Source organism: Intrasporangium sp. (assembly GCF_051961875.1).
Taxonomy (GTDB): Bacteria; Actinomycetota; Actinomycetes; order Actinomycetales; family Dermatophilaceae; genus Intrasporangium_A.
Genome location: NZ_JBQCCV010000143.1, coordinates 1 through 20789, shown reverse-complemented (window position 1 = coordinate 20789; position 20789 = coordinate 1). Strand labels below are relative to the sequence as shown.

The 20789-nt window shown below is 71.1% G+C and carries 21 protein-coding genes; 3 read left to right on the top strand and 18 right to left on the bottom strand.

Features of this window, described 5'->3' with window-relative positions:
- Positions 1-2: 2 nt before the first annotated feature.
- The 13 genes from nuoK to ACTHJJ_RS08610 all read right to left on the bottom strand — a co-directional run bounded on the left by nuoK (position 3) and on the right by ACTHJJ_RS08610 (position 13380).
- Positions 3-302 carry an NADH-quinone oxidoreductase subunit NuoK gene (gene nuoK, locus ACTHJJ_RS08670; protein WP_440302543.1) on the bottom strand — a complete coding sequence of 100 codons (300 nt, stop codon included), beginning with the start codon at positions 300-302 and terminating at the stop codon, positions 3-5.
- Positions 299-1087: an NADH-quinone oxidoreductase subunit J gene (locus ACTHJJ_RS08665; protein ID WP_440302542.1), complete on the bottom strand. Its 789-nt coding sequence runs from the start codon at positions 1085-1087 to the stop codon at positions 299-301. Before ACTHJJ_RS08665 ends, nuoK begins: the two co-directional genes overlap by 4 nt.
- Positions 1084-1767 (bottom strand): NADH-quinone oxidoreductase subunit NuoI, encoded by a 684-nt coding sequence (gene nuoI / locus ACTHJJ_RS08660; RefSeq protein WP_440302541.1) that lies wholly within the window; start codon positions 1765-1767, stop codon positions 1084-1086. Before nuoI ends, ACTHJJ_RS08665 begins: the two co-directional genes overlap by 4 nt.
- Positions 1760-3169: an NADH-quinone oxidoreductase subunit NuoH gene (gene nuoH / locus ACTHJJ_RS08655; protein WP_440302540.1), complete on the bottom strand. Its 1410-nt coding sequence runs from the start codon at positions 3167-3169 to the stop codon at positions 1760-1762. Before nuoH ends, nuoI begins: the two co-directional genes overlap by 8 nt.
- Positions 3166-5658 carry an NADH-quinone oxidoreductase subunit G gene (locus tag ACTHJJ_RS08650; protein WP_440302539.1) on the bottom strand — a complete coding sequence of 831 codons (2493 nt, stop codon included), beginning with the start codon at positions 5656-5658 and terminating at the stop codon, positions 3166-3168. Before ACTHJJ_RS08650 ends, nuoH begins: the two co-directional genes overlap by 4 nt.
- The gene (gene nuoF / locus ACTHJJ_RS08645) at positions 5655-6989 is read right to left on the bottom strand and encodes an NADH-quinone oxidoreductase subunit NuoF (RefSeq protein ID WP_440302538.1); all 1335 of its coding nucleotides are present in this window, start codon (positions 6987-6989) and stop codon (positions 5655-5657) included. The genes ACTHJJ_RS08650 and nuoF overlap by 4 nt, the downstream gene beginning before the upstream one ends.
- Positions 6986-7888 (bottom strand): NADH-quinone oxidoreductase subunit NuoE, encoded by a 903-nt coding sequence (gene nuoE / locus ACTHJJ_RS08640; protein ID WP_440302537.1) that lies wholly within the window; start codon positions 7886-7888, stop codon positions 6986-6988. The genes nuoF and nuoE overlap by 4 nt, the downstream gene beginning before the upstream one ends.
- Before the next feature lie 77 nt (positions 7889-7965).
- Positions 7966-9324 (bottom strand): NADH-quinone oxidoreductase subunit D, encoded by a 1359-nt coding sequence (locus ACTHJJ_RS08635; protein ID WP_440302536.1) that lies wholly within the window; start codon positions 9322-9324, stop codon positions 7966-7968.
- On the bottom strand, positions 9324-10115 hold the full coding sequence (locus ACTHJJ_RS08630; protein WP_440302535.1) for an NADH-quinone oxidoreductase subunit C: 792 nt from the start codon (positions 10113-10115) through the stop codon (positions 9324-9326). The genes ACTHJJ_RS08635 and ACTHJJ_RS08630 overlap by 1 nt, the downstream gene beginning before the upstream one ends.
- 67 nt (positions 10116-10182) lie before the next feature.
- The gene (locus tag ACTHJJ_RS08625) at positions 10183-10737 is read right to left on the bottom strand and encodes a NuoB/complex I 20 kDa subunit family protein (RefSeq protein ID WP_440302534.1); all 555 of its coding nucleotides are present in this window, start codon (positions 10735-10737) and stop codon (positions 10183-10185) included.
- Between the two features lie 10 nt (positions 10738-10747).
- Positions 10748-11110, bottom strand: coding sequence for an NADH-quinone oxidoreductase subunit A (locus ACTHJJ_RS08620; RefSeq protein WP_440302533.1), 363 nt, complete (start codon positions 11108-11110; stop codon positions 10748-10750).
- A 97-nt stretch (positions 11111-11207) separates the two neighbouring features.
- On the bottom strand, positions 11208-12509 hold the full coding sequence (locus ACTHJJ_RS08615) for a geranylgeranyl reductase family protein (protein WP_440302532.1): 1302 nt from the start codon (positions 12507-12509) through the stop codon (positions 11208-11210).
- Positions 12510-12684: 175 nt separating this feature from the next.
- Entirely contained in the window at positions 12685-13380 is a 696-nt protein-coding gene (locus ACTHJJ_RS08610) for a demethylmenaquinone methyltransferase (RefSeq protein WP_440302531.1), read from the bottom strand.
- 97 nt (positions 13381-13477) lie between these two features.
- Between ACTHJJ_RS08610 and ACTHJJ_RS08605 the strand changes: the two genes are divergently transcribed.
- Together ACTHJJ_RS08605 and menD are read left to right on the top strand one after the other, a co-directional pair.
- A complete protein-coding gene (locus ACTHJJ_RS08605) occupies positions 13478-14755 on the top strand; it encodes an isochorismate synthase (protein WP_440302530.1) in 1278 nt (425 codons plus the stop codon).
- A gap of 1 nt (position 14756) precedes the next feature.
- Complete coding sequence (gene menD / locus ACTHJJ_RS08600) at positions 14757-16478, top strand: 2-succinyl-5-enolpyruvyl-6-hydroxy-3-cyclohexene-1-carboxylic-acid synthase (protein WP_440302529.1); 1722 nt, start codon at positions 14757-14759, stop codon at positions 16476-16478.
- A 90-nt stretch (positions 16479-16568) separates the two neighbouring features.
- Here the strand turns inward: menD and ACTHJJ_RS08595 are convergent, their stop codons facing one another.
- The 5 genes from ACTHJJ_RS08595 to ACTHJJ_RS08575 form a co-directional block, all read right to left on the bottom strand.
- Positions 16569-17327 (bottom strand): 3-keto-5-aminohexanoate cleavage protein, encoded by a 759-nt coding sequence (locus tag ACTHJJ_RS08595; protein WP_440302528.1) that lies wholly within the window; start codon positions 17325-17327, stop codon positions 16569-16571.
- Entirely contained in the window at positions 17324-18325 is a 1002-nt protein-coding gene (locus tag ACTHJJ_RS08590; RefSeq protein ID WP_440302527.1) for an o-succinylbenzoate synthase, read from the bottom strand. Before ACTHJJ_RS08590 ends, ACTHJJ_RS08595 begins: the two co-directional genes overlap by 4 nt.
- 36 nt (positions 18326-18361) lie before the next feature.
- Complete coding sequence (locus ACTHJJ_RS08585) at positions 18362-18589, bottom strand: hypothetical protein (RefSeq protein WP_440302526.1); 228 nt, start codon at positions 18587-18589, stop codon at positions 18362-18364.
- 203 nt (positions 18590-18792) lie between these two features.
- Positions 18793-19323, bottom strand: coding sequence for a YbhB/YbcL family Raf kinase inhibitor-like protein (locus ACTHJJ_RS08580; RefSeq protein ID WP_440302525.1), 531 nt, complete (start codon positions 19321-19323; stop codon positions 18793-18795).
- 72 nt (positions 19324-19395) lie between these two features.
- Complete coding sequence (locus tag ACTHJJ_RS08575; protein ID WP_440302524.1) at positions 19396-19884, bottom strand: NUDIX hydrolase; 489 nt, start codon at positions 19882-19884, stop codon at positions 19396-19398.
- Between the two features lie 57 nt (positions 19885-19941).
- Between ACTHJJ_RS08575 and ACTHJJ_RS08570 the strand changes: the two genes are divergently transcribed.
- Positions 19942-20789 (top strand): 1,4-dihydroxy-2-naphthoyl-CoA synthase (locus ACTHJJ_RS08570; protein WP_440302523.1); only part of this gene is annotated, 848 nt, incomplete at its 3' end.

Sequence of the window (20789 nt, the reverse complement as noted above, 5' to 3'; positions counted from 1 at the left end):
CCTTACAGCTTCAGCAGGTTGGCGTCGTCGACCGAGGCCGACCGGCGGGCACGGAAGATCGCCATGATGATGGCGAGCCCGACGACGACCTCCGCGGCGGCGACGACCATGACGAACAGGGCCATGACCTGCCCGTCGAGGTCGCCGTGGATCCGCGAGAAGGTCACGAGGGCCAGGTTCGTCGCGTTGAGCATGAGCTCGACGCCCATGAACACGATGATCGCGTTGCGCCGGACGAGCACCGTGGCCCCGCCGATGGCGAAGAGCAGCACGGACAGGTAGATGTAGTGGATCGGGCTCACTTCTGCCGTCCCTCCTCGATCTCCCGCTCGATGTAGCGCTCGACGTCGCGGTAGCCGTCGGTGCGGGCGACCTGGTCACGGGCGACCAGGACGCGCGAGACGGACTTGGCGGCCGGTCGCCCGTCGGGCAGCAGGGCCGGGGTGTCGACGGCGTTGTGGCGCGCGTAGACACCGGGCGCCGGCAGGCCGGCGACGTCCTGGTTCTCCTTGACGCGGCGGGCGGCCCATTCGGCCTGGGTCCGCTTGGGGACGATCCGCTCGCGGTGGGCGAGGACCATCGCGCCGAGCGCCGCCGTGATGAGCAGCGCCGAGGTGACCTCGAAGGCCCAGACGTACTGGCCGAAGATCGTCTCCGCGATGCCGGTGACGTTGCCCGTCGCGTTGTTGTTCGCGACGAGGCGGTCCATGCCGGCCTGCACGGTCTTGGTGTCGAAGCTGACCTGGCCCAGCGTGAAGATGAGCAGGCCGGCCAGGCCGATGACGAAGACGAAGGACCACCAGCGCTGGCCCTTGATCGTCTCGATGAGCGAGTCCGACGAGTCCACGCCGACGAGCATGATGACGAACAGGAAGATCATCATGACGGCGCCGGTGTAGACGAAGATCTGGATGACCCCGAGGAAGTCGGCCTTCTGGATCAGGTAGAAGACCCCGAGGGTGACCATGGTCAGCGCCATCCCGAGGGCGGCGTGGACCGCCTTGCGGGCGAAGATCAGGCCGAGCGCGCCGAGGACCGCGAGGGGCCCGAGGATCCAGAAGGCGACGGCTTCAGCGGTGCTGGTCACTGGCTCATCTCCTCGTCGATGCGCGCGTCACGGGCGTCGACGTACTCGCGCTGCGCGTCCGTCGGCCCGGAGACCTTACCGCGGTAGTAGTCCTTCTCGTTCATGCCCTCGGCCATGGGGAACGGCGGCTGGAGCATGCCCTCCTGGAGCGGCGCGAGGAGCTGGTCCTTGGTGAAGATGAGCTTGCCCCGGTCGTTGTCGGCGAGCTCGTAGAAGTTCGTCATCGTCAGGGCTCGCGTCGGGCACGCCTCGATGCAGTAGCCGCAGAAGATGCACCGCAGGTAGTTGATCTGGTAGACGCGGCCGTAGCGCTCACCGGGCGAGAACCGGCCGGCGCCACCCGGGGTGTCGTCGTTGTCGGCACCCTCGACGAGGATCGCGTCGGCCGGGCAGGCCCACGCGCACAGCTCGCAGCCGACGCACTTCTCGAGGCCGTCGGGATGACGGTTGAGCTGGTGGCGGCCGTGGTAGCGCGGCGCGGTCGGGCGCGGCTTCTCGGGGTACTCCTCGGTCGCGACCTTGCGGAACATGGTCGAGAACGAGACGCCGAAGCCCGCGACGGGCGCGAACAGGTCGGACCAGAAGCCCGAGGACTTCCCGGATCCGCTGTCGGAGCCGCTCGGCAGCGGCTTGGCGCTGCCGTCCTGCGGCAGCGGTGCGCCGACGTTGTCGTCAGCCATGGTCCTCCTCCTTGACGGCGGTGACGGTCCCGCCGCTCACAACGGACTCCCCGCTCGAGCCGCCCGCGGTGAGCGCGACACTCGGCTCACGCAGGCGCTGCCCGGGCTGGGGCGGAACGGGGTGGCCCCCGGCGAACGGGTCGACCTCGTCGGGCGGCGTGACCTGCTCGGCGGCGAGGCGTGCCTCGCGCCGGCCGTCCCAGACCCACGCGACGGCGAGGGCGATGACGGCGACGACCGCGACGATGACGAGGGTCGAGGTGTTGAACCCGAGCGGGCCGACCGAGACGGTCCCCTCACCGAGGAACCCGAGCTGGGCGCCACGGATGAACGCGACCGCGACGACCCAGGCGAGCGTGATCGGGATGAGGAACTTCCAGCCGAACCGCATGAACTGGTCGTAACGGGTGCGGGGCAACGAGCCTCGCAGCCACACGAAGCCCCAGATGAAGAGCCACATCTTGATGGTGAACCAGAGGATGCCCCACCAGCCGTGGTTGAGCATGCCGTCGTTGATCGCGGAGATGAACGGCGGTGCCTGCCAGCCCCCGAGGAACATCGTGGTCGCGAGCGCGGCGACGGTGAACATGTTGATGTACTCGCCGAGGAAGAACATCGCGAACCGCATCGAGGAGTACTCGGTGTGGAAGCCACCGGTCAGCTCGCCCTCGCCCTCCGCGAGGTCGAAGGGCAGCCGGTTCGTCTCGCCGACCATCGTGATGACGTAGACGGCGAAGCTGAAGAACGCCGGCAGGATGTACCAGAGCGAGCTCTGCGCCGCGACGATCTGCGAGGTCGACATCGACCCGCTGAACAGGAAGATGGCGACGAGCGAGAGGCCCATCGCGATCTCGTAGGAGATGACCTGGGCGGTCGAGCGCAGGCCACCGAGCAGCGGGTAGGTCGACCCGGAGCTCCAGCCGGCGAGGATGATGCCGTAGACGCCGACCGAGGCGACGGCGAGCACGAGCAGGACCGCGACGGGCACGTCCGTCAGCTGGAGTGGCGTGCGGTGCCCGAACATGGACACCTCGCCGCCGAACGGGATGATGGCGAACGAGACGAACGCCATCGTGCCGGCGATGAGCGGCGCGAGCAGGTAGATGAACTTGTCCGCCTTGACCGGGGTCATGTCCTCCTTGAGCATCAGCTTCGCGCCGTCGGCGAGCGTCTGCAGGAGGCCGAACGGGCCGTTGCGGTTCGGGCCGGGGCGCTGCTGCATCCGGCCGATGACCCTCCGCTCGAACCAGATGACCATCAGGGTCGACAGGAGCAGGTAGACGAAGACGAACAGCGCCTTGATCAGCGCGAGCCACCAGGGGGTGTCGCTGAAGTCGGCCGACGGGTTGTCCGTCGCGGGCAGGGCGCCGAGCAGTCCGTATGTCGCTGCGCTGAGGATCATGCGACACCACCCTTCGTGACGGTGACGTGGTCGCCCGCCCGGGCGCCGAGGTCGGCGTGGACGGAGCAGTCCTTGGAGTTGGTCGGCAGCCACACCACGCCGTCGACCATGTCGTCGACGACGACGAGCGGCAGGGTGACGCCGCCGCCGGGCCCGGTCACGGTGACGGTGTCGCCGTCGCCGAGCCCGAGCCAGGTGGCCGAGCCGGGCGAGACCCGGGCGACGGTGCGCGCGGCGGTGCCGGCCAGGAACGGCTCGCCGTCCTGCATCCGGCCCGCGTCGAGCAGGGTGGCCCAGGTGGAGAGGATGAACTCCCCGCTGCCCGGGGTCACCGCGCGCGCGGCCGGGGTGGTCGCCGCTGCGGCCCGGGCACCCGTCCACGGCCCGAGGGCCTCGAACTGGGCCTGGATCTCCGTGTGGGTGCGGGTCTCGAGGAAGTGACCCATCTCGTTCGCGAGCATGTCGAGGGCCCGGTAGTCGCTGACGGCGTTCGTCGTCAGGGCGGTGTCGAACGGGCGGACCCGGCCCTCCCAGTCGACGAAGCTGCCCGTCTTGTGTGCGTGGGGCGCCACCGGCAGGACGACGTCGGCGACGGCCGTGACCGGCGACTCGCGCAGCTCGAACGACACGACGAAGGCGCGCTCGAGGGCGGCGGAGGCATCGGCAAGCCCGAGGTCGATCGGGTCGACACCGCCGACGACGAGCGCGTCGAGGGTGCCGTCGGCGGCGGCCGCGATGATGCCGGCGGTGTCCCGGCCGGGGGTCTCCGGCAGCGAGCCGCTCTCCCAGACCGCGGCGACCTCGGCACGAGCGGCCGGGTCGGTGACCGGGCGGCCACCGGGCAGCAGGTTGCCGATCGCGCCGGCCTCGAGGGCGCCACGCTCACCGGCGCGACGCGGGATCCACGCGAGCCGGGCACCCTTGGCGGCGGCGAGCTCCGCAGCCGCGGTGAGGGCGCCGGGGACCTGCGCGAGGCGCTCACCGACGAGGATGATGCCGCCCTCGACGAGGGCGTCGTCGGCGAGACGGCCGGTCTCGGTCGAGCCGAGCGCGCGGAGGGTCTCCGCCTCGTGGCCCGGTGCGGTCGGCACGAGCGTGCCACCCATCTTCCTGAGGCCTCGAGACGTGAACGGCGCGAGCGAGAAGACGCGGGTCTTGTTGGTGCGGAACGCCTTGCGCAGCCGCAGGAAGACGATCGGCGACTCGTCCTCGGGCTCGAACCCGACGAGGAGGACCGACTTCGCCTTCTCGAGGTCGGCGTAAGAAACACCGGACCCGTTCGCAGCGCCCTCTGCCACGCCGGTGCTGACGACGTGCTGCGCGAGGAAGTCCGCCTCCTCGGCCGACGCGGGGCGGGCCCGGAAGTCGATGTCGTTCGTGCCGAGCACGGTGCGCGCGAACTTGCCGTAGGCGTAGGCGTCCTCGGCGCTCACGCGCCCGCCTACGAGCACCCCGGCTCGGGCGCCGGCGAGACCCTCGGCCGCAGCCCTGAGGGCCTCGGACCAGGCGACGACCCGCAGCTCGCCGGCCTCATCGCGGACCATCGGGAACTCGATGCGGTCCGGGAGGGTGGCGTAGGTGAAGGCCCAGCGGCCCTTGTCGCAGTTCCACTCCTCGTTGACCTCGGGCGTGTTGAGCGCCATCCGGCGGAGCACGACCCCGCGGCGGTGGTCCGTGCGGATCCCGCAGCCGCTGGCGCAGTGCTCGCAGACCGACGGCGTCGAGACCAGGTCGAAGGGACGCGACCGGAAGCGGTAGGCCGCACCCGTGAGCGCGCCGACCGGGCAGATCTGGACGGTGTTGCCGGAGAAGTACGACTCGAACGGCTTCTCCTCGTAGATGCCGACCTGCTGCAGTGCGCCGCGCTCGACGAGTGCGATGAACGGGTCACCGGCGATCTGGTCGGAGAAGCGGGTGCACCGGGCGCAGAGGATGCAGCGGTCCCGGTCGAGCAGCACCTGCGAGGAGATGTTGATCGGCTTCGGGTAGGTCCGCTTGACGTCCTCGTAGCGGGACACGGCGCGGCCGTTCGACATCGCCTGGTTCTGCAGGGGGCACTCGCCACCCTTGTCGCAGACCGGGCAGTCGAGCGGGTGGTTGACGAGGAGGAACTCCATGATGCCGTGCTGGGCCTTGTCGGCCACCGCGGACGTGTGCTGCGTGTTGACGACCATCCCCTCCGAGACGGTCATCGTGCACGATGCCTGCGGCTTCGGCATCGGCCGCACGGTCCCCTCGCGGTCCGGCATCGCGACGTCGACCAGGCACTGCCGGCACGCGCCGACCGGGTCGAGCAGCGGGTGGTCGCAGAACCGCGGGATCTCGATGCCGATCTCCTCGGCGGCGCGGATGATGAGCGTCCCCTTCGGGACGCTCACCGGGACGCCGTCGATCGTCAGGGTGACGTCGTCGGGTCCCTTCGGCAGCTGCGCGTTGCCGCCCTTGTCGACGGCGTTGCCGCCGGCGCTCGGTGAGGTGGTGGTGGTCATGCGGTCACCATCCCGCTCGACTCCTTCGTGTCGCTGACGGCGAACAGCACGGACTTCTCCGGCGGGAAGAGCACGTCGGCCGGCGTGTGCATGCCTGCCTCGAACTCGTCCCGGAAGTACTTGATCGCCGAGGTGATGGGGCTCGTCGCGGCATCCCCGAGCGCGCAGAAGGAGCGGCCGAGGATGTTGTCGCACATGTCGAGCAGCTTGTCGATGTCGTCCTGGGAGCCCCTGCCCTGCTCGAGGCGGGTCATGATCTGGCGCATCCAGTAGGTGCCCTCACGGCAGGGGGTGCACTTGCCGCAGGACTCGTGCTGGTAGAACTCCGTCCACCGCGCGGCGGCGCGCACGACCGATACGGTCTCGTCGAAGACCTGCAGCGCCCGGGTGCCGAGCATCGAGCCGGCGGCGGCGACCGAGTCGAAGTCGAGCGGCACGTCGAGGTGCTCCTCGGTGAAGATCGGCGTCGACGAGCCACCAGGGGTCCAGAACTTCAGCCGGTGCCCCTCGCGGATGCCACCGGCGAGGTCGAGCAGCTCACGCATCGTGATGCCGAGCGGTGCCTCGAACTGGCCGGGGTTGGTGACGTGGCCGGACAGGCTGAAGATGCCGAAGCCGGTCGACTTCTCGGTGCCCATGCTCTTGAACCAGTCGGCGCCGTTGCGGATGATGCCGGGCACCGAGGCGATCGACTCGACGTTGTTGACCGAGGTCGGCCGGGCGTAGAGACCCGCGGCGCCGGGGAACGGCGGCTTGAGACGCGGCTGGCCTCGACGGCCCTCGAGGGAGTCGAGCAGCGCGGTCTCCTCGCCACAGATGTAGGCGCCGGCGCCGGCGTGCACGACGATGTCGAGCGTTGCGCCGCTGCCGAGCACGTTCTCGCCGAGATAGCCGGCCGCGCGGGCCTCCTCCACGGCCTGGAGGAGCCGGCGGTAGACGTGGACGACCTCGCCGCGGAGGTAGATGAAGGCCTTCTCGCACCCGATGGCGTAGGACGAGATCGCGACGCCCTCGATGAGGACGTGCGGGTCGGCCATCATGAGCGGGACGTCCTTGCACGTGCCCGGCTCAGACTCGTCGGCGTTGACGACCAGGTAGCGCGGACCGCCGTCGGGCGGTGCCATGAAGGACCACTTGAGGCCGGTCGGGAAGCCGGCGCCACCACGGCCGCGGATGCTCGAGTCCTTGACCGCCCCGAGGACGGCCTCCGGGGGCATGGTGAGGGCCTGGCGGAGGGCCTGGTAGCCGTCGTGCTGCTCGTAGGTCGAGAGCTTCCACGACTCGGGCACGTCCCAGAGGCGCGTGAGGATCGGGGTCAGCGTGTCGGTCACTTGGACTCGTCCTTCCCCTCGAACCCGGGCAGGGTGTCGGGCGTGGCGGGCTGAGTCGGCGCCGCGTCGGTGGGCGTCGTCTTGCTCGGGCTGTCGATCGACGTCTGCTGGGCCGGGACCGCCGGCCCGGCCGTCGTGCCCGTGCCGGATGCGTCGTCGCCGGGGGCGCGCCAGCCCTGCTGCCGCGCGATCTCGAGACCGAGGAGCGAGGCCGGTCCGGCAGCGACGCCCTCGTGCGCACGCCCGTCGTTGAAGCCGGCGAGGACGCGCGAGACCTCCTTGAAGGTGCAGACCTTGGCGGCGCCACGGGTCGGCACGACGTCCTTGCCCGCGCGCAGGTCGTCGACGAGCGCCGTGGCGCTCTCGGGCGTCTGGTTGTCGAAGAACTCCCAGTTCGTCATGACGACCGGCGCGTAGTCGCACGCGGCGTTGCACTCGACACGCTCGAGCGTGATCTTGCCGTCCGGCGTCGTCTCGTCGTGCCCGACCCCGAGGTGCTCGGAGAGGGTGTCGAAGATCCGGTCGCCGCCCATGATGGCGCAGAGCGTGTTGGTGCAGACGCCCACCGTGTAGTCGCCGTTGGGGTGGCGCTTGTACTGGGTGTAGAAGGTGGCGACACCGCTCACCTCGGCGGTCGTGAGGTCGAGCAGCTCGGCGCAGAGGTCGATGCCCCGGCCGGTGACGTAGCCGTCGACGGACTGCACGAGGTGCAGCAGCGGCAGGAGCGCCGAGCGCTTCTGCGGATAGCGGGCGATCACCACCTCCGCGTCCGCGCGGAGCCGCTCGAGGACGTCAGCGGCATACGGCTCCTTGCTCTCCGCACTGACGTGCAGGTAGCCCGCCTCGTGCGTGTCGTGCAGGGACCAGATCTCCTCGGAGGTGCGCGTGTGCTCGCTCATACCTTCTCCTCGCGCAACGACGGTCGCTCCGGTCATCCCTCGCTGGCGCTCGCCGCGGTCCTCACTCCCTGTTGCGCTCAACGGTCCACTCCTCCCATGACGGGATCGATCGAGGCGACGGCGACGATGACGTCGGCGACCATGCCGCCCTCGCACATCGCCGCAACCGCCTGCAGGTTGTTGAAGCTCGGGTCGCGGAAGTGGGCCCGGTAGGGACGGGTGCCGCCCTCGGAGACGAGGTGGCAGCCCAGCTCACCCTTGGCGGACTCGACGGCCTGGTAGACCTGGCCCGGCGGGACCCGGAAGCCCTCGGTGACGAGCTTGAAGTGGTGGATGAGCGACTCCATCGACTCGCCCATGATCTCGCGGATGTGGTCGAGGCTGTTGCCGAGACCGTCCGGGCCGAGCGCCAGCTGGGCCGGCCAGCCGATCTTCTTGTCGGCCACCATGACCGGGCCGGGGTTGTCCTGCAGCCGGTCCGCGCACTGGGCGATGATCTTGAGCGACTCGTACATCTCGTCGATCCGGATCCGGAGCCGTCCGTAGGCGTCCGCGCTCGTGCGGGTGATGACGTCGAAGTCGTAGGTCTCGTAGCCGCAGTACGGCTCGGACTTGCGCAGGTCGTGCGGCAGGCCGGTCGAGCGCAGCACGGGGCCGGTGACGCCGAGCGCCATGCAGCCGGCGAGGTCGAGGACGCCGACGTCGACCATGCGGCCCTTGACGATCGGGTTCTCGTTGAGGAGCGCCTCGAGCTCGCCGAGGCCCTTGCGGACCTTGGGGATCATGTCGCGGATCGCGTCGATCGTGCCGGGCGGCAGGTCGACGGCGACACCGCCGGGGCGGATGTAGGCGTTGTTCATCCGGAGGCCGGTGATCATCTCGATGATGCCGAGGATCCGCTCTCGCTCCCGGAAGCCGATCGTCATGACCGTGGTGGCGCCCATCTCCATACCACCGGTGCCGAGCGCGACGAGGTGCGAGCTGATCCGGGTCATCTCCATCATGAGGACGCGGATGACGCTGGCGCGCTCGGGGATGTCGTCGGTGATGCCGAGCAGCTTCTCGATGGCGAGGCAGTAGGCCGCCTCCTGGAAGAGCGGCGTCAGGTAGTCCATCCGGGTGCAGAACGTCACGCCCTGCGTCCAGGTGCGGAACTCCATGTTCTTCTCGCTGCCGGTGTGGAGGTAGCCGATGCCGGCGCGGGCCTCGGTCACCGTCTCACCGTCGAGCTCGAGGATGAGCCGGAGCACGCCGTGCGTCGACGGGTGCTGGGGGCCCATGTTGACGACGATGCGCTCCTCGTTGAGGGAGGTCGCCTCGTCGACGAGGTCGTCCCAGTCGCCGCCCTCGACGTTGAAGACGTGGGCGCCTGCTGCGGCCTCCTCGTCCGCGACGCCGGTCGCGTAGGGATCCGTGGACTCGGTGTGCGTGCTCATCAGTTGTACGACCTCCGCTGGTCCGGCGCCGGGATCGTCGCACCCTTGTACTCGACGGGGATGCCGCCGAGGGGGTAGTCCTTGCGCTGGGGGTGGCCCGGCCAGTCGTCGGGCATGAGGATGCGGGTCAGCGACGGGTGCCCGTCGAAGATGATCCCGAACATGTCCCACGTCTCGCGCTCGTGCCAGTCGTTGCCCGGGTAGACGGAGACGATCGAGGGGATGTGCGGGTCGGAGTCGGGGCAGCTGACCTCGACGCGGATCCGCCTCGTGCCGTGCGTGATCGAGACGAGGTGGTAGACGGCGTGGAGCTCCTCGCCCGGTGTCGAGAGGTAGTGGACCCCGGAGACCCCGGTGCAGAACTCGAAGCGCAGCGCGGGGTCGTCGCGGAGCGTCCTGGCGACGGCGAGCAGGTGCTCGCGACGCACGTGCAGCGTCATCTCGTCGCGGTCGACGACGACCTTCTCGATGGCCTCGTTGAAGGAGGCGCTGCCACCGACGAGCGCGCGCTCGAGGTTGTCGGCGACCTCGTCGTAGTAGGAGCCGTACGGGCGGGGGGCTGCACCGGGGAAGAGGATCGGCTTCTGCAGGCCGCCGTACCCCGAGGTGTCGCTGCCGAGCGAGGGACCCCACATGCCGTGCCGCATGCCGATGACCTCAGGCTCGCCCGCCTCGCCGGACACGGCGCGGTCGATCGAGTCGATGGCTCCGGCCGTCAGGCCCGAGCCGGCCGCGTCCTGCGCGCGCTCCGACGACACCGGAGGCGTCGCGGGAGTCTTGTCGTCACTCATGCTGCACCTCCGGGCACGACTCGTGCCGTCCTCCGGGCCTCGTTCCTCGTTTCCTCACACGGCGTCGTCATGCGAGCAACCCCTTCATCTGGTGCGTCGGCGTCTCCCGGAGTGCGGCCTCCTCGGCGGCGCGGGCCGCGGCCTCACGGTTCACACCGAGCGGCGTGCTCTGGATCTGCTTGTGCAGCTCGATGATCGCGTTGAGCAGCATCTGCGGACGGGGCGGGCAGCCGGGCAGGTAGATGTCGACCGGCACGATGTGGTCGACGCCCTGGACGATCGCGTAGTTGTTGAACATCCCGCCGGAGCTCGCGCAGACGCCCATCGAGATGACCCACTTCGGCTCGGGCATCTGGTCGTAGACCTGGCGCAGCACGGGCGCCATCTTCTGGCTCACCCGGCCGGCGACGATCATGAGGTCGGCCTGGCGCGGGGTCGCCGAGAAGCGCTCCATGCCGAAGCGGGCGATGTCGTAGTCAGGCGTGCCGACGGCCATCATCTCGATGGCGCAGCAGGCGAGCCCGAACGTCGCCGGCCACATCGAGGCCTTGCGGACCCAGCCGGCCGCCGCCTCGACGGTCGAGAGCAGGAAGCCTGCCGGCAGTTTCTCTTCGAGACCCATGGATTCTCCTTCAGTCCCAGTCCAGGCCGCCGCGGCGCCAGACGTAGGCGTAGGCGACGAACACGGTGAGGATGAACAGGACCATCTCGACGAGGGCGAAGAGGCCCAGCTTGTTGAACGCGACCGCGAACGGATAGAGGAAGACCGACTCGATGTCGAAGACGATGAAGAGCATCGCGGTCAGGTAGTACTTGATCGGCACGCGCCCGCCACCGGCGGCCTGCGGCGTCGGCTGGATGCCGCACTCGTAGGCCTCGAGCTTGGCGCGGTTGTACCGCTTCGGGCCGACGACGAGCGAGGTGAACACCGACAGCGCGGCGAAGCCGAACCCCAGTGCCAGCATGAACAACACGGGGACGTAGGGGGCGTTCATCCTTCGTCACTTCCCTTTCGGTCTTGGGGCAGCAGGCGCGGCGCCCCCATCCTAGGGGCGGGCTCCGAGTACGTGCTCAGCGTCACAAGCGCTCCGGTCATGCGTCGGGAGCGAGCCGCGACAGGGTGTTGATGACCCGGTCACCGGCTCCCTTGCCAGCCGGCTCTGCGAGGTTGGCCATGATCTTCAGCAGGAACTTCATGAGGGTGGTGCGGGGCAGCCCGTACTTGGTCGCGAGCCGCATGACCTCGGGCTTGCCGATGAGCGCGGCGAAGTGCCGGCCGAGCGTGTAGTAGCCGCCGAGCTCCTGCTTCATCCGCCCGTTATAGGACTGCAGGACCCGCTCGCGCCCGGCGTCGGACGTCCGCGCGAAGGCCTGTGCGACGATCTCGGCGGCGACGCGGCCGGACTCCATCGCGTAGGCGATGCCCTCGCCGTTGAACGGGTTGACCATGCCGCCCGAGTCGCCGACCAGGAGCAGCCCGTCGGCGTAGTGCGGCTGCCGGTTGAACCCCATCGGCAGCGCCGCGCCGCGGATCGGCTGCGTCATCGTCTCGTCGTTCATGGTCCAGTCACCGGGCATCGTCTCGACCCAGCGGCGCATCACGTCCTTGTAGTCGACGTTGCCGAAGGCCTTGGAGGTGTTGAGGATGCCGAGGCCGACGTTCGAGGTGCCGTCGCCGACCCCGAAGATCCAACCGTAGCCGGGCAGCAGCACGTCCTTGCCGGACGGGTCCTTGGCCCACAGCTCGAGCCAGGACTCGAGGTAGTCGTCGTTGCTCCGCGGGCTCGTGTAGTAGGTCCGCACGGCGACGCCCATCGGGCGGTCGTCGCGCTTCTCACGGCCCATCGCGAGCGAGAGCCGCGAGCTGTTGCCGTCAGCGGCGATGACGAGGGGTGCACGGAACTCGTGGGTCTGCCCGGTCGGGCGGCCGCGCTCGTCGACGGACTTGGCCGTGACGCCGACGATCCGGCCGGCCGCGTCGTTGACCGGTCCGGTGACGTTGACGCCCTCCATGAGCCGCGCGCCGTTCTTGACGGCGTGCTGGGCCAGGACCTCGTCGAAGTCCATCCGGGTCCGGACGAGGCCGTAGGGCGGGAACGCGCTGTTCTCCGGCCAGTCGAGCTGCAGCCGCATGCCGGCACCGATGATGCGCAGGCCCTTGTTGCGGATCCAGCCGTCGTCCTCCGGCGTCGGGATACCGAGGGTGATGAGCTCGCGCACGGCGCGCGGGGTCAGGCCGTCGCCGCACACCTTCTCGCGGGGGAAGTGCGTCTTCTCGAGGAGGAGGACGTCGAGGCCCGCCATCCCGAGGTATGCCGCTGTCGCCGAGCCCGCTGGTCCCGCGCCGACGACGATGACGTCGGCCGTGGTCGAGGCCGCGCCCGACACGCTCATGCTTGTGGCTCCTGCACTTGGGGTGACTTTGTGAAGTCCTTCACGAACTAACGAGCGAGCCTACTCCGTGCGTCTCGCCGCGTCAGGTCGGGTGTCCCTAACCTCTCACGGGCCGCTCGGCTCCGGCGAATCGGCGCCCTTCGCGGCCTCCGGGGGTGAGCGGGAGACGGGGCGATCAGGCGGGCTTGACGGCGGTGTGCAGCGTGACGATCCCGCCGGTGAGGTTCTGCCAGCCGACCGTCGACCAGCCCGCGCGCCTGACGATCTCGGCGAGCCCGGCCTGGTCCGGCCAGGCGCGGATCGACTCGGCCAGGTAGACGTACGACTCCGGGTTGGACGCCGTGCGGCGCGCGATCTTCGGCAGCGCCCGCATGAGGTACTCGGTGTAGACGGTCCTGAACGCCTTGTTGACCGGCTGGCTGAACTCGCAGACGACGAGCCGGCCGCCCGGCTTGGTGACCCGGAGGAACTCACGCAGTGCGGCCTCGGTGTCGTTGACGTTGCGCAGGCCAAAGCTCATCGTCACCACGTCGAAGCTCGCATCGGCGAACGGCAGGGCGAGTGCGTCGGCGGCGGTGAAGGCCATGTCGGGGCGGCGCCGGTTGCCGACCCGGAGCATCCCGAGGGAGAAGTCGGCCGGGACGACCTCGATCTCCTGGTTCGCCCACGGCTCGCTCGACGTGCCGGTGCCGGCCGCGATGTCGAGGATCCGCTCGCCCGGCTGCGCGGCGACGGCCCGGACCACGGCGCGGCGCCAGATCCGGTCCTGACCGAGGGAGAGCACGTCATTGGTGAGGTCGTACTTCTCGGCGACGGTGTCGAACATCGACGCGACGTCGACCGCCTTCTTGTCGAGCTGGGCGCGAGTCATGCGCTCATCCTTCCACCCCGCGCCGACCGGCCCGCTCGTCGAGCCAGTGCTTCGCCCCGCGCGTGGCACCGACCCAGGGCCCGTAGAGTTTGCGTCGATGTCCACCCTCTCCGTCCCTGCGGCCGTGCCGACGCTCGTCGTGCGGACCGTCGCGGTCGACACCGACGACCCGCTGCTGCACCTGCTGCCGGAGGGACCGGTCGACGAGTGCGCCTCGTGGGTGCGCCAGGGCGAGGGCCTGGTGGGCTGGGGCTCGGCCGTCTCGCACGAGACCCGCGGCCCGTCCCGGTTCGCGGACGCGCAGGAGTGGTGGTCAGCCCTGGCCGCCCGCGCCGTCGTGCGCGACGAGGTCGGGCTGAGCGGCACCGGCCTCGTCTGCTTCGGGTCCTTCCCGTTCGCGGACGACTCGGCGGAGCCGGCGCGCCTCGTCGTCCCCGAGGTGATCGTCGGGCGCCGCGGCGCCCGGACCTTCGTCACCACGATCACGACGCGAGCGGAGCTCACCCCCATCACGACACCGCGGCCGGCAGCGGCGCCCGCCGCCCCGAGCGGCGTGGCCTTCGCCGACGGCGCGCTCTCCCCCACCGCCTACGCCGGCGCCGTGGCGGCCGCGGTCGAGCGGATCAACGCCGGCGAGGTGGACAAGGTCGTGCTCGCCCGCGACCTCGTCGTCACCTCCACCGACCCGATCGCCCCTCGCTGGCTGCTCCGGCGCCTCGCCGAGGACTACGAGAACACGTGGGTGTTCGCGGTCGGCGGTCTCGTCGGGGCGACGCCGGAGCTGCTCGTCCGGCGCGACCAGGGCCTCGTGACGAGCCGCGTCCTCGCCGGCACGATCCGCCGCACCGGTGACGACGCGAAGGACCTTGCGCTCGCGGCGTCCCTCGCCCGCTCGTCGAAGGACCTCGAGGAGCACGAGTACGCCGTCCGTTCGGTCGCCGACGCCCTCGCGCCGCACTGCTCGTCGATGAACGTGCCCGAGTCGCCCTTCGTCCTGCACCTGCCGAACGTCATGCACCTGGCGACCGATGTCGCGGCCGTCGCCGCGAACGGTGCCACTTCGCTCGCGCTCGCCGCGGCCCTTCACCCGTCGGCGGCGGTCGGCGGCACCCCGACCCCCGACGCGGTCCGGATCATCGGCCAGCTCGAGCGGATGGACCGCGGTCGCTACGCCGGGCCGGTCGGCTGGATGGACGCCGACGGCGACGGCGCCTGGGGAATTGCGCTGCGGTGCGGTGCGATCGACCCCGCGGACTCTCGGCAGATCCGCATCTATGCGGGCTGCGGGATCGTCGCGGGCTCCGACCCCGAGTCCGAGGTCGCCGAGTCGGTCGCCAAGCTCGTCCCCATGCGCGACGCCCTGACGGGCGGCTGACGTGAGCGCCCGCCCGACCGCGACCCGGCTCGCCCGGGCCGTGCTCGGCGACCTGTGGCTCGCCGGTGTCCGCGACGTCGTCCTGTCCCCCGGCTCCCGCTCCGCCCCGCTCGCCATGGCCCTGTATGCCGCTGAGCGGGCCGGGGACGTGCACCTGCACGTCCGCGTCGACGAAAGGTCGGCCGGGTTCCTCGCGCTGGGCCTCGCGCTCGGGTCGGGTGCTCCCGTGGCGGTCGTGACGACCTCTGGCACGGCGGTCGGCAACCTGCTGCCCGCCGTCATGGAGGCGCACCACTCCGGGCGGCGGATCATCGTGCTCAGCGCCGACCGGCCGGAGCGGCTGCGGGACACCGGCGCGAACCAGACGACCCGGCAGGCCGGGATCTTCGGGGTGTTCGCGCCGTGCCACGACCTGCACGAGGACGCGAGCGACGACGAGATCGCGGCATCGGTGGCCGACGCCGTGCGCGCCGCCGGCCCGACCCAGCTCAACCTCCAGTTCGACGGCGACCTGCTGCCCTCGAGCGCCGAGCCCGACACGTGGTGGACCCGTCCCACCTTCGCCGCGAACGCACCGTTCGGGGTCCGAACCGGCGGTGGACCCTCCGGCTCGCCCACCGGCACCGTGTTCGAGGCGTCTCCGGCTGGGCGGATGGCGCGGCTGGGATATCCCGCGCCGGACGCCGAGGTCCTGACCAACGGTCCCCGCACTGTCGTCGTCGCCGGTGACGACGCCGGACCCGCCGCCCGGCTCCTCGCCGAGGCCGGCAACTGGCCGCTCCTCGCCGAGCCGACGTCCGGGGCGCGGACGGGCAGCCAGGCCCTGCGCACCTACCGGCTGCTCCTCGCCACGGAGCTGCGAGACGAGATCGAGCGCGTCGTCGTGGTCGGGCACCCGACCCTGTCCCGCCCGGTGACCGGACTGATCAGCGACCCGGCGCTCGAGATCATCGCAGTGCGAGGCACCGCCGGCGTCGCCACCGACCCGGGACGGGTGTCCCGGCACGTCGACGTGGTCCCTACGGTCGCCTCGGCAGACCCGCCGGAGTGGTTCGAGCGGTGGCGCGAGGCCGACCAGAGGCTCGCGGCGCGCATCGACGAGCAGCAGGACTGGGGCCGCCCGTCCGGCCTGACCACCGCTCGGGTGGTGGCGCAGGCCGTGGGCCCGCACACGACGCTCGTCGTCGGCTCCTCGAACCCGGTGCGGGACCTCGACCTCATGGCCGACCCGTGGCCGCCCGGCGAGCACCGCTTCGTCGTCGGCAACCGGGGGCTGGCCGGGATCGACGGGATGACCTCGACCGCCCTGGGTGTCGCCCTCGGCCGGCCCCAGGCGAGGCGGTCGCTCGCGATCATGGGCGACCTCACCTTCATCCACGACACGAACGGCCTGCTGATCTCCCGCGGCGACCGTCGCCCCGCCCTGACGATCGTCGTCGTCAGCGATGACGGCGGCTCGATCTTCGCCACCCTCGAGCAGGGCGACCGGCAGTATGCCGCGGCCTTCGAGCGGGTCTTCGCGACCCCGCACGGCACGGACGTCGAGGTGCTCTGCCGCGCCCGGCACACGGCATACGAGCGGATCACGGACCTCGAGCGGCTCGCCGAGGCACTGGCCGAGCCCCAGACCGGGATCCGGGTCCTCGAGGTGCCGGTGCCCCGCAACGACCGGCGTACCGAGGCGGCGTACCTGCGCGGCCTCGCCACCTCGCTGCCCCTGTGACCGATGGGACGAGCTGCTCACTCGACCAACAGGACGAGTGAGCACTCCGTCACTCCAGCACCTTCCGCCGTGCGCGGGCGACCGGGTGGCTCAGATCGGGTGGCGCAGGGGCCACGTCGCCTCGCCGCCGGCCTCGTGCCGGGCCGCCTCGACGAGCTCGGCGTTGTCGCGGGCCTCGTGCCCGTCGGGCAGCACGAGCGTGTCCTCCAGCCCGATCCGGGTGGCGTAGCCGGCCGTCCGGGCCCACCGCAGCACCGGCCAGGTCCAGGCCTCCTCGCCGTGGACGAGCACCTGCGCCGGCAGCATCCCGAGCGCCGCGAGGATCCGCTCGACGGCCCACGTGCCGTTCGAGCCGCGGCTGATGCCGGGCAGCGCTTCGACGAGGATCCGCTCGACCTGCCAGGGCCAGTGCGTGGCGACGAAGCCGGTCGCCGCCTGAGGGGTCCAGATGCCGGCCTCGACCCGGATCCCCTTCGTGACGAGCACCCGGGCGACCTCCGACGCCCCGTCCTCGTGCCAGTTCACGCTCGCGCAGTCCGGGCCGCCGAGCTCCGGGCTCGGCCACGAGTGGATGAGAGCGAGCTTCTCCCGGGCGGTCTCCGCGATCCCGTCCCGCGTCGTCACGGACACCCGGAGCCCCGGCGCCTGCTCCCGGATCGCGCCGACCGCAGCCGACACCGCATGGGCGTCGAGCGTCTCGAGGCCCCGCTCGTCGCGGGGGTGGACGTGCACCATGGCCGCCCCGGCCGCGGCCGCCGCGAGGGCGGCTGCCCCCAGGTCGGCCGGCGCCAACGGCAGCCGCGGGTGCGAACCGGGCCGCCGGCTCCCGTTGAGGCAGGCCTGGATCACGAGCGCCCTGCCTCGAGCACCCGAAGGGTGCGAACCACCCGGTGCCGCCACCAGTCGACCCGCTCCCCCGGCGCAGCGAGCGCCACGAGCCGGTCACGACTCACCTCCGGGCGCCGCACCGGCAGCAGCCCACCCCGGGGTCGCAGCGGGTCCTCGTCGACGTCCTCGACGAAGAGGCTCACCGTGCCCAGCCCGCAGGCGAACTCCAGCGACGGGAGGGCCGCGGCCAGCGCGACGCCGGCGGCGATCCCGACACTCGTGTCCAGCGCCGACGACACCACTGCGGGCAAGCCGCACGCCTCGACCACCTCGAGCGCCGTGCGGACCCCGCCCAGCGGCGCCACCTTGACCACGACGACGTCCGCGGCGCCGAGCCGGGCGACCCGCACCGGGTCCGACACCTTGCGGATCGACTCGTCCGCGGCGATCCGCACGTCGATCCTCTTGCGCGCCAGCCCGGTTCGCAGCTCGGCCAGCTCTTCGACTGTGGCACAAGGCTGTTCCGCATACTCGAGCCCGTATGGCGCGAGCTTCCCGAGCGCGGCGGTGGCGGTGTCGACGTCCCACCCGCCGTTGGCGTCGACCCGGATCCGACCCGTCGGGCCCATCATGTCGCGTACGGCGGCGACCCGGTCGACGTCGTCGGCGACGGTCTGACCTGATTCGGCGACCTTGACCTTGGCCGTGGTGCACCCGTCGAACCTCGCCAGCACCTCCGGCACGCGCTCCGGCCCGACCGCGGGGACGGTGGCGTTGACGGGGACGACGTCACGCGCTGGGGGCGGCTGCGCGGCATATGCCCAGTCGATCCCGGCCGCGAGCCAGCGTGCCGACTCCACGTCGTCGTACTCGACGAACGGGGCGAACTCGCCCCAGCCCTGCGGCCCCTCGAACAGGAGCGCCTCGCGCGTCTCGATCCCCCGGAAGCGAACGCGCATCGGGATCGACACCACGTGCGCCGTGGCAAGCAGCTGGTCCGCGGTGGGCAGGTCGGTCACTGAGCCATCATGACCGACGCCGCCCGCGGTCGCCGGTCAGTGCGAGCCGGGGAACGCCTCGTGCCGGTCCCGGGTCGGGTCGGGGGCCGTGATGTCCTCGCGCCGGCCCTCTTGGCGGCGCTGGCATCGAGCCCAGCGGCCGGGCCCGCCGAGGACCCAGAAGAGGGGGAAGATGATCCAGAAGCCGTGCCCGCCACTGGCCAGTGCGGCGGCCAGCGCGACGAGCACGACTCCGGCGACGATGGCGTGGCGTGGGGTGAACATCGGGACCTCCAGTCGAACGGTTGACCTGGTTTCACCGTACGTCCGCCGGCGCGCCCGATCCACGTGCGGATGTCAGGACCTCACGGTGACAGATGTCAGGTATGCCGCCCACCGGCTCCCCGGCCCTCGCCGCCCCGCTTCGGGGCAGGAGCGCACGACGGCCCGGCCACCCGCGGTCGGGCGGCCCGGCCGGGCCGGATGCGTCAGTGCTGGTAGGTGCCGACGACGATCGCGCGGCCTCGGGTCTTGAACGCGAGGTTGAAGCTCATGACCGCGTTCGAGGCGTTCTCGTCGATGCCGAGCTTGTCCTCGGTGACGGCGTGGACGACGACGTAGTAGCGGTGGACCTGGTCACCCTCCGGCGGCGCCGCGCCCATGAAGGCAGCCTCGCCCCCGTCGTTGCGGAGCATGAAGGCACCGCCGGGCAGGCTGCCCCCACCCGCGGCACCGGCGCCCGCCGGCAGGGACGTCACGTCGGCCGGGATGTCGACGACGGCCCAGTGCCAGAAGCCGGACGGCGTCGGCGCGTCGGGGTCGAACATCGTCACGACATAGCTCTTCGTCCCCTCCGGCGCGCCGGACCAGGACAGCTGGGGGCTCGTGTTGCCCTCGGCGGCAACCTGGTCGGGCTTGAGCGGCTGGCCGTCGGTGACGTCCTCGCTCGTCACGGTGAACGACGCGACCTTGGGGAGGAGCTCGTACGGATCGGGGTGCTGCGGTCGATCGAGACTCATACCTGCACCGTAGGGGCCGCCTTGCGTGGCCGCCATCCCCTGGAGCGGACACCGCGGAGGCACACGGCTTGGTCAACGGCCGAGCCGGACCCCGGCCGGGCCCTCCAGCGCGCGGGCGATCCGGTCGAGGAAGCGCTGCTGCATCGGCGGCAGGTCGTCCATCCCAAACCACCCGACCTCGGTCGCCTCGTCCTCGCCAGGACGTGGCTCGCCGGACACCCAGCGGCACCGGAAGGTGTGGTCCAGGTACTGCGCACGGTCGCCGTTCGGGTAGCGGACCTCCGCTTCGGCGCTGACCCACACCAGCCGCTCCACCTCGGCGACGACGCAGGTCTCCTCGAGCACCTCCCGCACCGCGGCCACGTGAGGATCCTCCCCAGGGTCGACGATTCCACCGACGGGCGTCCATTCACCGTTGTCCGACCGCCTGACCAGGAGCACCTCGGGCCCGCTGCAACCGTCACCACGCTCGCGGAGCACCACCGCCGTGCACCCGGGCAACCACAGCAGGTCGTGGCCGACCATCGTCCGGAGGTGAGCGACATACGGCGGGATCGGCATGGGGCGACCCTAGCCGCGCCGTCCGCGCGGCCCACCCCCAACGCTAGGGTCGCTGGCGTGAGCAGCGAGCAAGCCGAGAGCAGCGTCTCCGAGATCTTCGACCCGAGCGAGTGGGACACCGTCCCGGGCTTCGACTTCACCGACATCACCTACCACCGGCGCCGGGCCCACGAGGGCCGGCCGCTGCCCGAGTCGGGCGTGTTGCGGGTCGCGTTCAACCGCCCGGAAGTGCTCAACGCCTTCCGCCCGCACACCGTCGACGAGCTCTACCGGGCCCTCGACCACGCCCGGATGACGCCCGACGTCGGCGTCGTCCTCATCACCGGCAACGGCCCCTCGCCCAAGGACGGCAAGTGGGCCTTCTGCTCCGGCGGCGACCAGCGGATCCGCGGCCGCTCCGGCTACCAGTACGCAACCTCGCCGGACGCCGACCCTGGTTCATCCGGCATCGACGCGGCGCGCGTCAAGGCACAGGGCGGCCGGCTGCACATCCTCGAGGTCCAGCGCCTCATCCGGACCATGCCGAAGATCGTCATCGCCGTCGTCAACGGCTGGGCGGCCGGCGGCGGGCACTCGCTGCACGTCGTCTGCGACCTGACGATCGCGAGCCGGGAGCACGCCCGGTTCAAGCAGACCGACGCCGACGTCGGCTCGTTCGACGCGGGCTACGGCTCCGCCTACCTCGCGAAGTCCGTCGGGCAGAAGTTCGCCCGCGAGATCTTCCACCTCGGGCGTACCTACACGGCCGAGGACATGCACCGGATGGGCGCGGTCAACATCGTCGCCGACCACGCCGACCTCGAGAAGGAAGCCCTGCAGGCCGCCTCGGAGATCATGGGCAAGTCCCCGCAGGCGCAGCGGATGCTGAAGTTCGCCTTCAACCTCACCGACGACGGCCTGATGGG

What these genes read in the sequence shown, in the direction of transcription:
- nuoI (WP_440302541.1), bottom strand. Translation starts at nt 1,767, where the DNA reads ATGGCTGACGACAACGTCGGCGCACCGCTGCCGCAGGACGGCAGCGCC.
- nuoH (WP_440302540.1), bottom strand. Translation starts at nt 3,169, where the DNA reads ATGATCCTCAGCGCAGCGACATACGGACTGCTCGGCGCCCTGCCCGCG.
- ACTHJJ_RS08650 (WP_440302539.1), bottom strand. Translation starts at nt 5,658, where the DNA reads ATGACCACCACCACCTCACCGAGCGCCGGCGGCAACGCCGTCGACAAG.
- nuoE (WP_440302537.1), bottom strand. Translation starts at nt 7,888, where the DNA reads ATGAGCGAGCACACGCGCACCTCCGAGGAGATCTGGTCCCTGCACGAC.
- ACTHJJ_RS08635 (WP_440302536.1), bottom strand. Translation starts at nt 9,324, where the DNA reads ATGAGCACGCACACCGAGTCCACGGATCCCTACGCGACCGGCGTCGCG.
- ACTHJJ_RS08630 (WP_440302535.1), bottom strand. Translation starts at nt 10,115, where the DNA reads ATGAGTGACGACAAGACTCCCGCGACGCCTCCGGTGTCGTCGGAGCGC.
- ACTHJJ_RS08625 (WP_440302534.1), bottom strand. Translation starts at nt 10,737, where the DNA reads ATGGGTCTCGAAGAGAAACTGCCGGCAGGCTTCCTGCTCTCGACCGTC.
- ACTHJJ_RS08620 (WP_440302533.1), bottom strand. Translation starts at nt 11,110, where the DNA reads ATGAACGCCCCCTACGTCCCCGTGTTGTTCATGCTGGCACTGGGGTTC.
- ACTHJJ_RS08615 (WP_440302532.1), bottom strand. Translation starts at nt 12,509, where the DNA reads ATGAGCGTGTCGGGCGCGGCCTCGACCACGGCCGACGTCATCGTCGTC.
- ACTHJJ_RS08610 (WP_440302531.1), bottom strand. Translation starts at nt 13,380, where the DNA reads ATGACTCGCGCCCAGCTCGACAAGAAGGCGGTCGACGTCGCGTCGATG.
- ACTHJJ_RS08605 (WP_440302530.1), top strand. Translation starts at nt 13,478, where the DNA reads ATGTCCACCCTCTCCGTCCCTGCGGCCGTGCCGACGCTCGTCGTGCGG.
- ACTHJJ_RS08585 (WP_440302526.1), bottom strand. Translation starts at nt 18,589, where the DNA reads ATGTTCACCCCACGCCACGCCATCGTCGCCGGAGTCGTGCTCGTCGCG.
- ACTHJJ_RS08580 (WP_440302525.1), bottom strand. Translation starts at nt 19,323, where the DNA reads ATGAGTCTCGATCGACCGCAGCACCCCGATCCGTACGAGCTCCTCCCC.
- ACTHJJ_RS08575 (WP_440302524.1), bottom strand. Translation starts at nt 19,884, where the DNA reads ATGCCGATCCCGCCGTATGTCGCTCACCTCCGGACGATGGTCGGCCAC.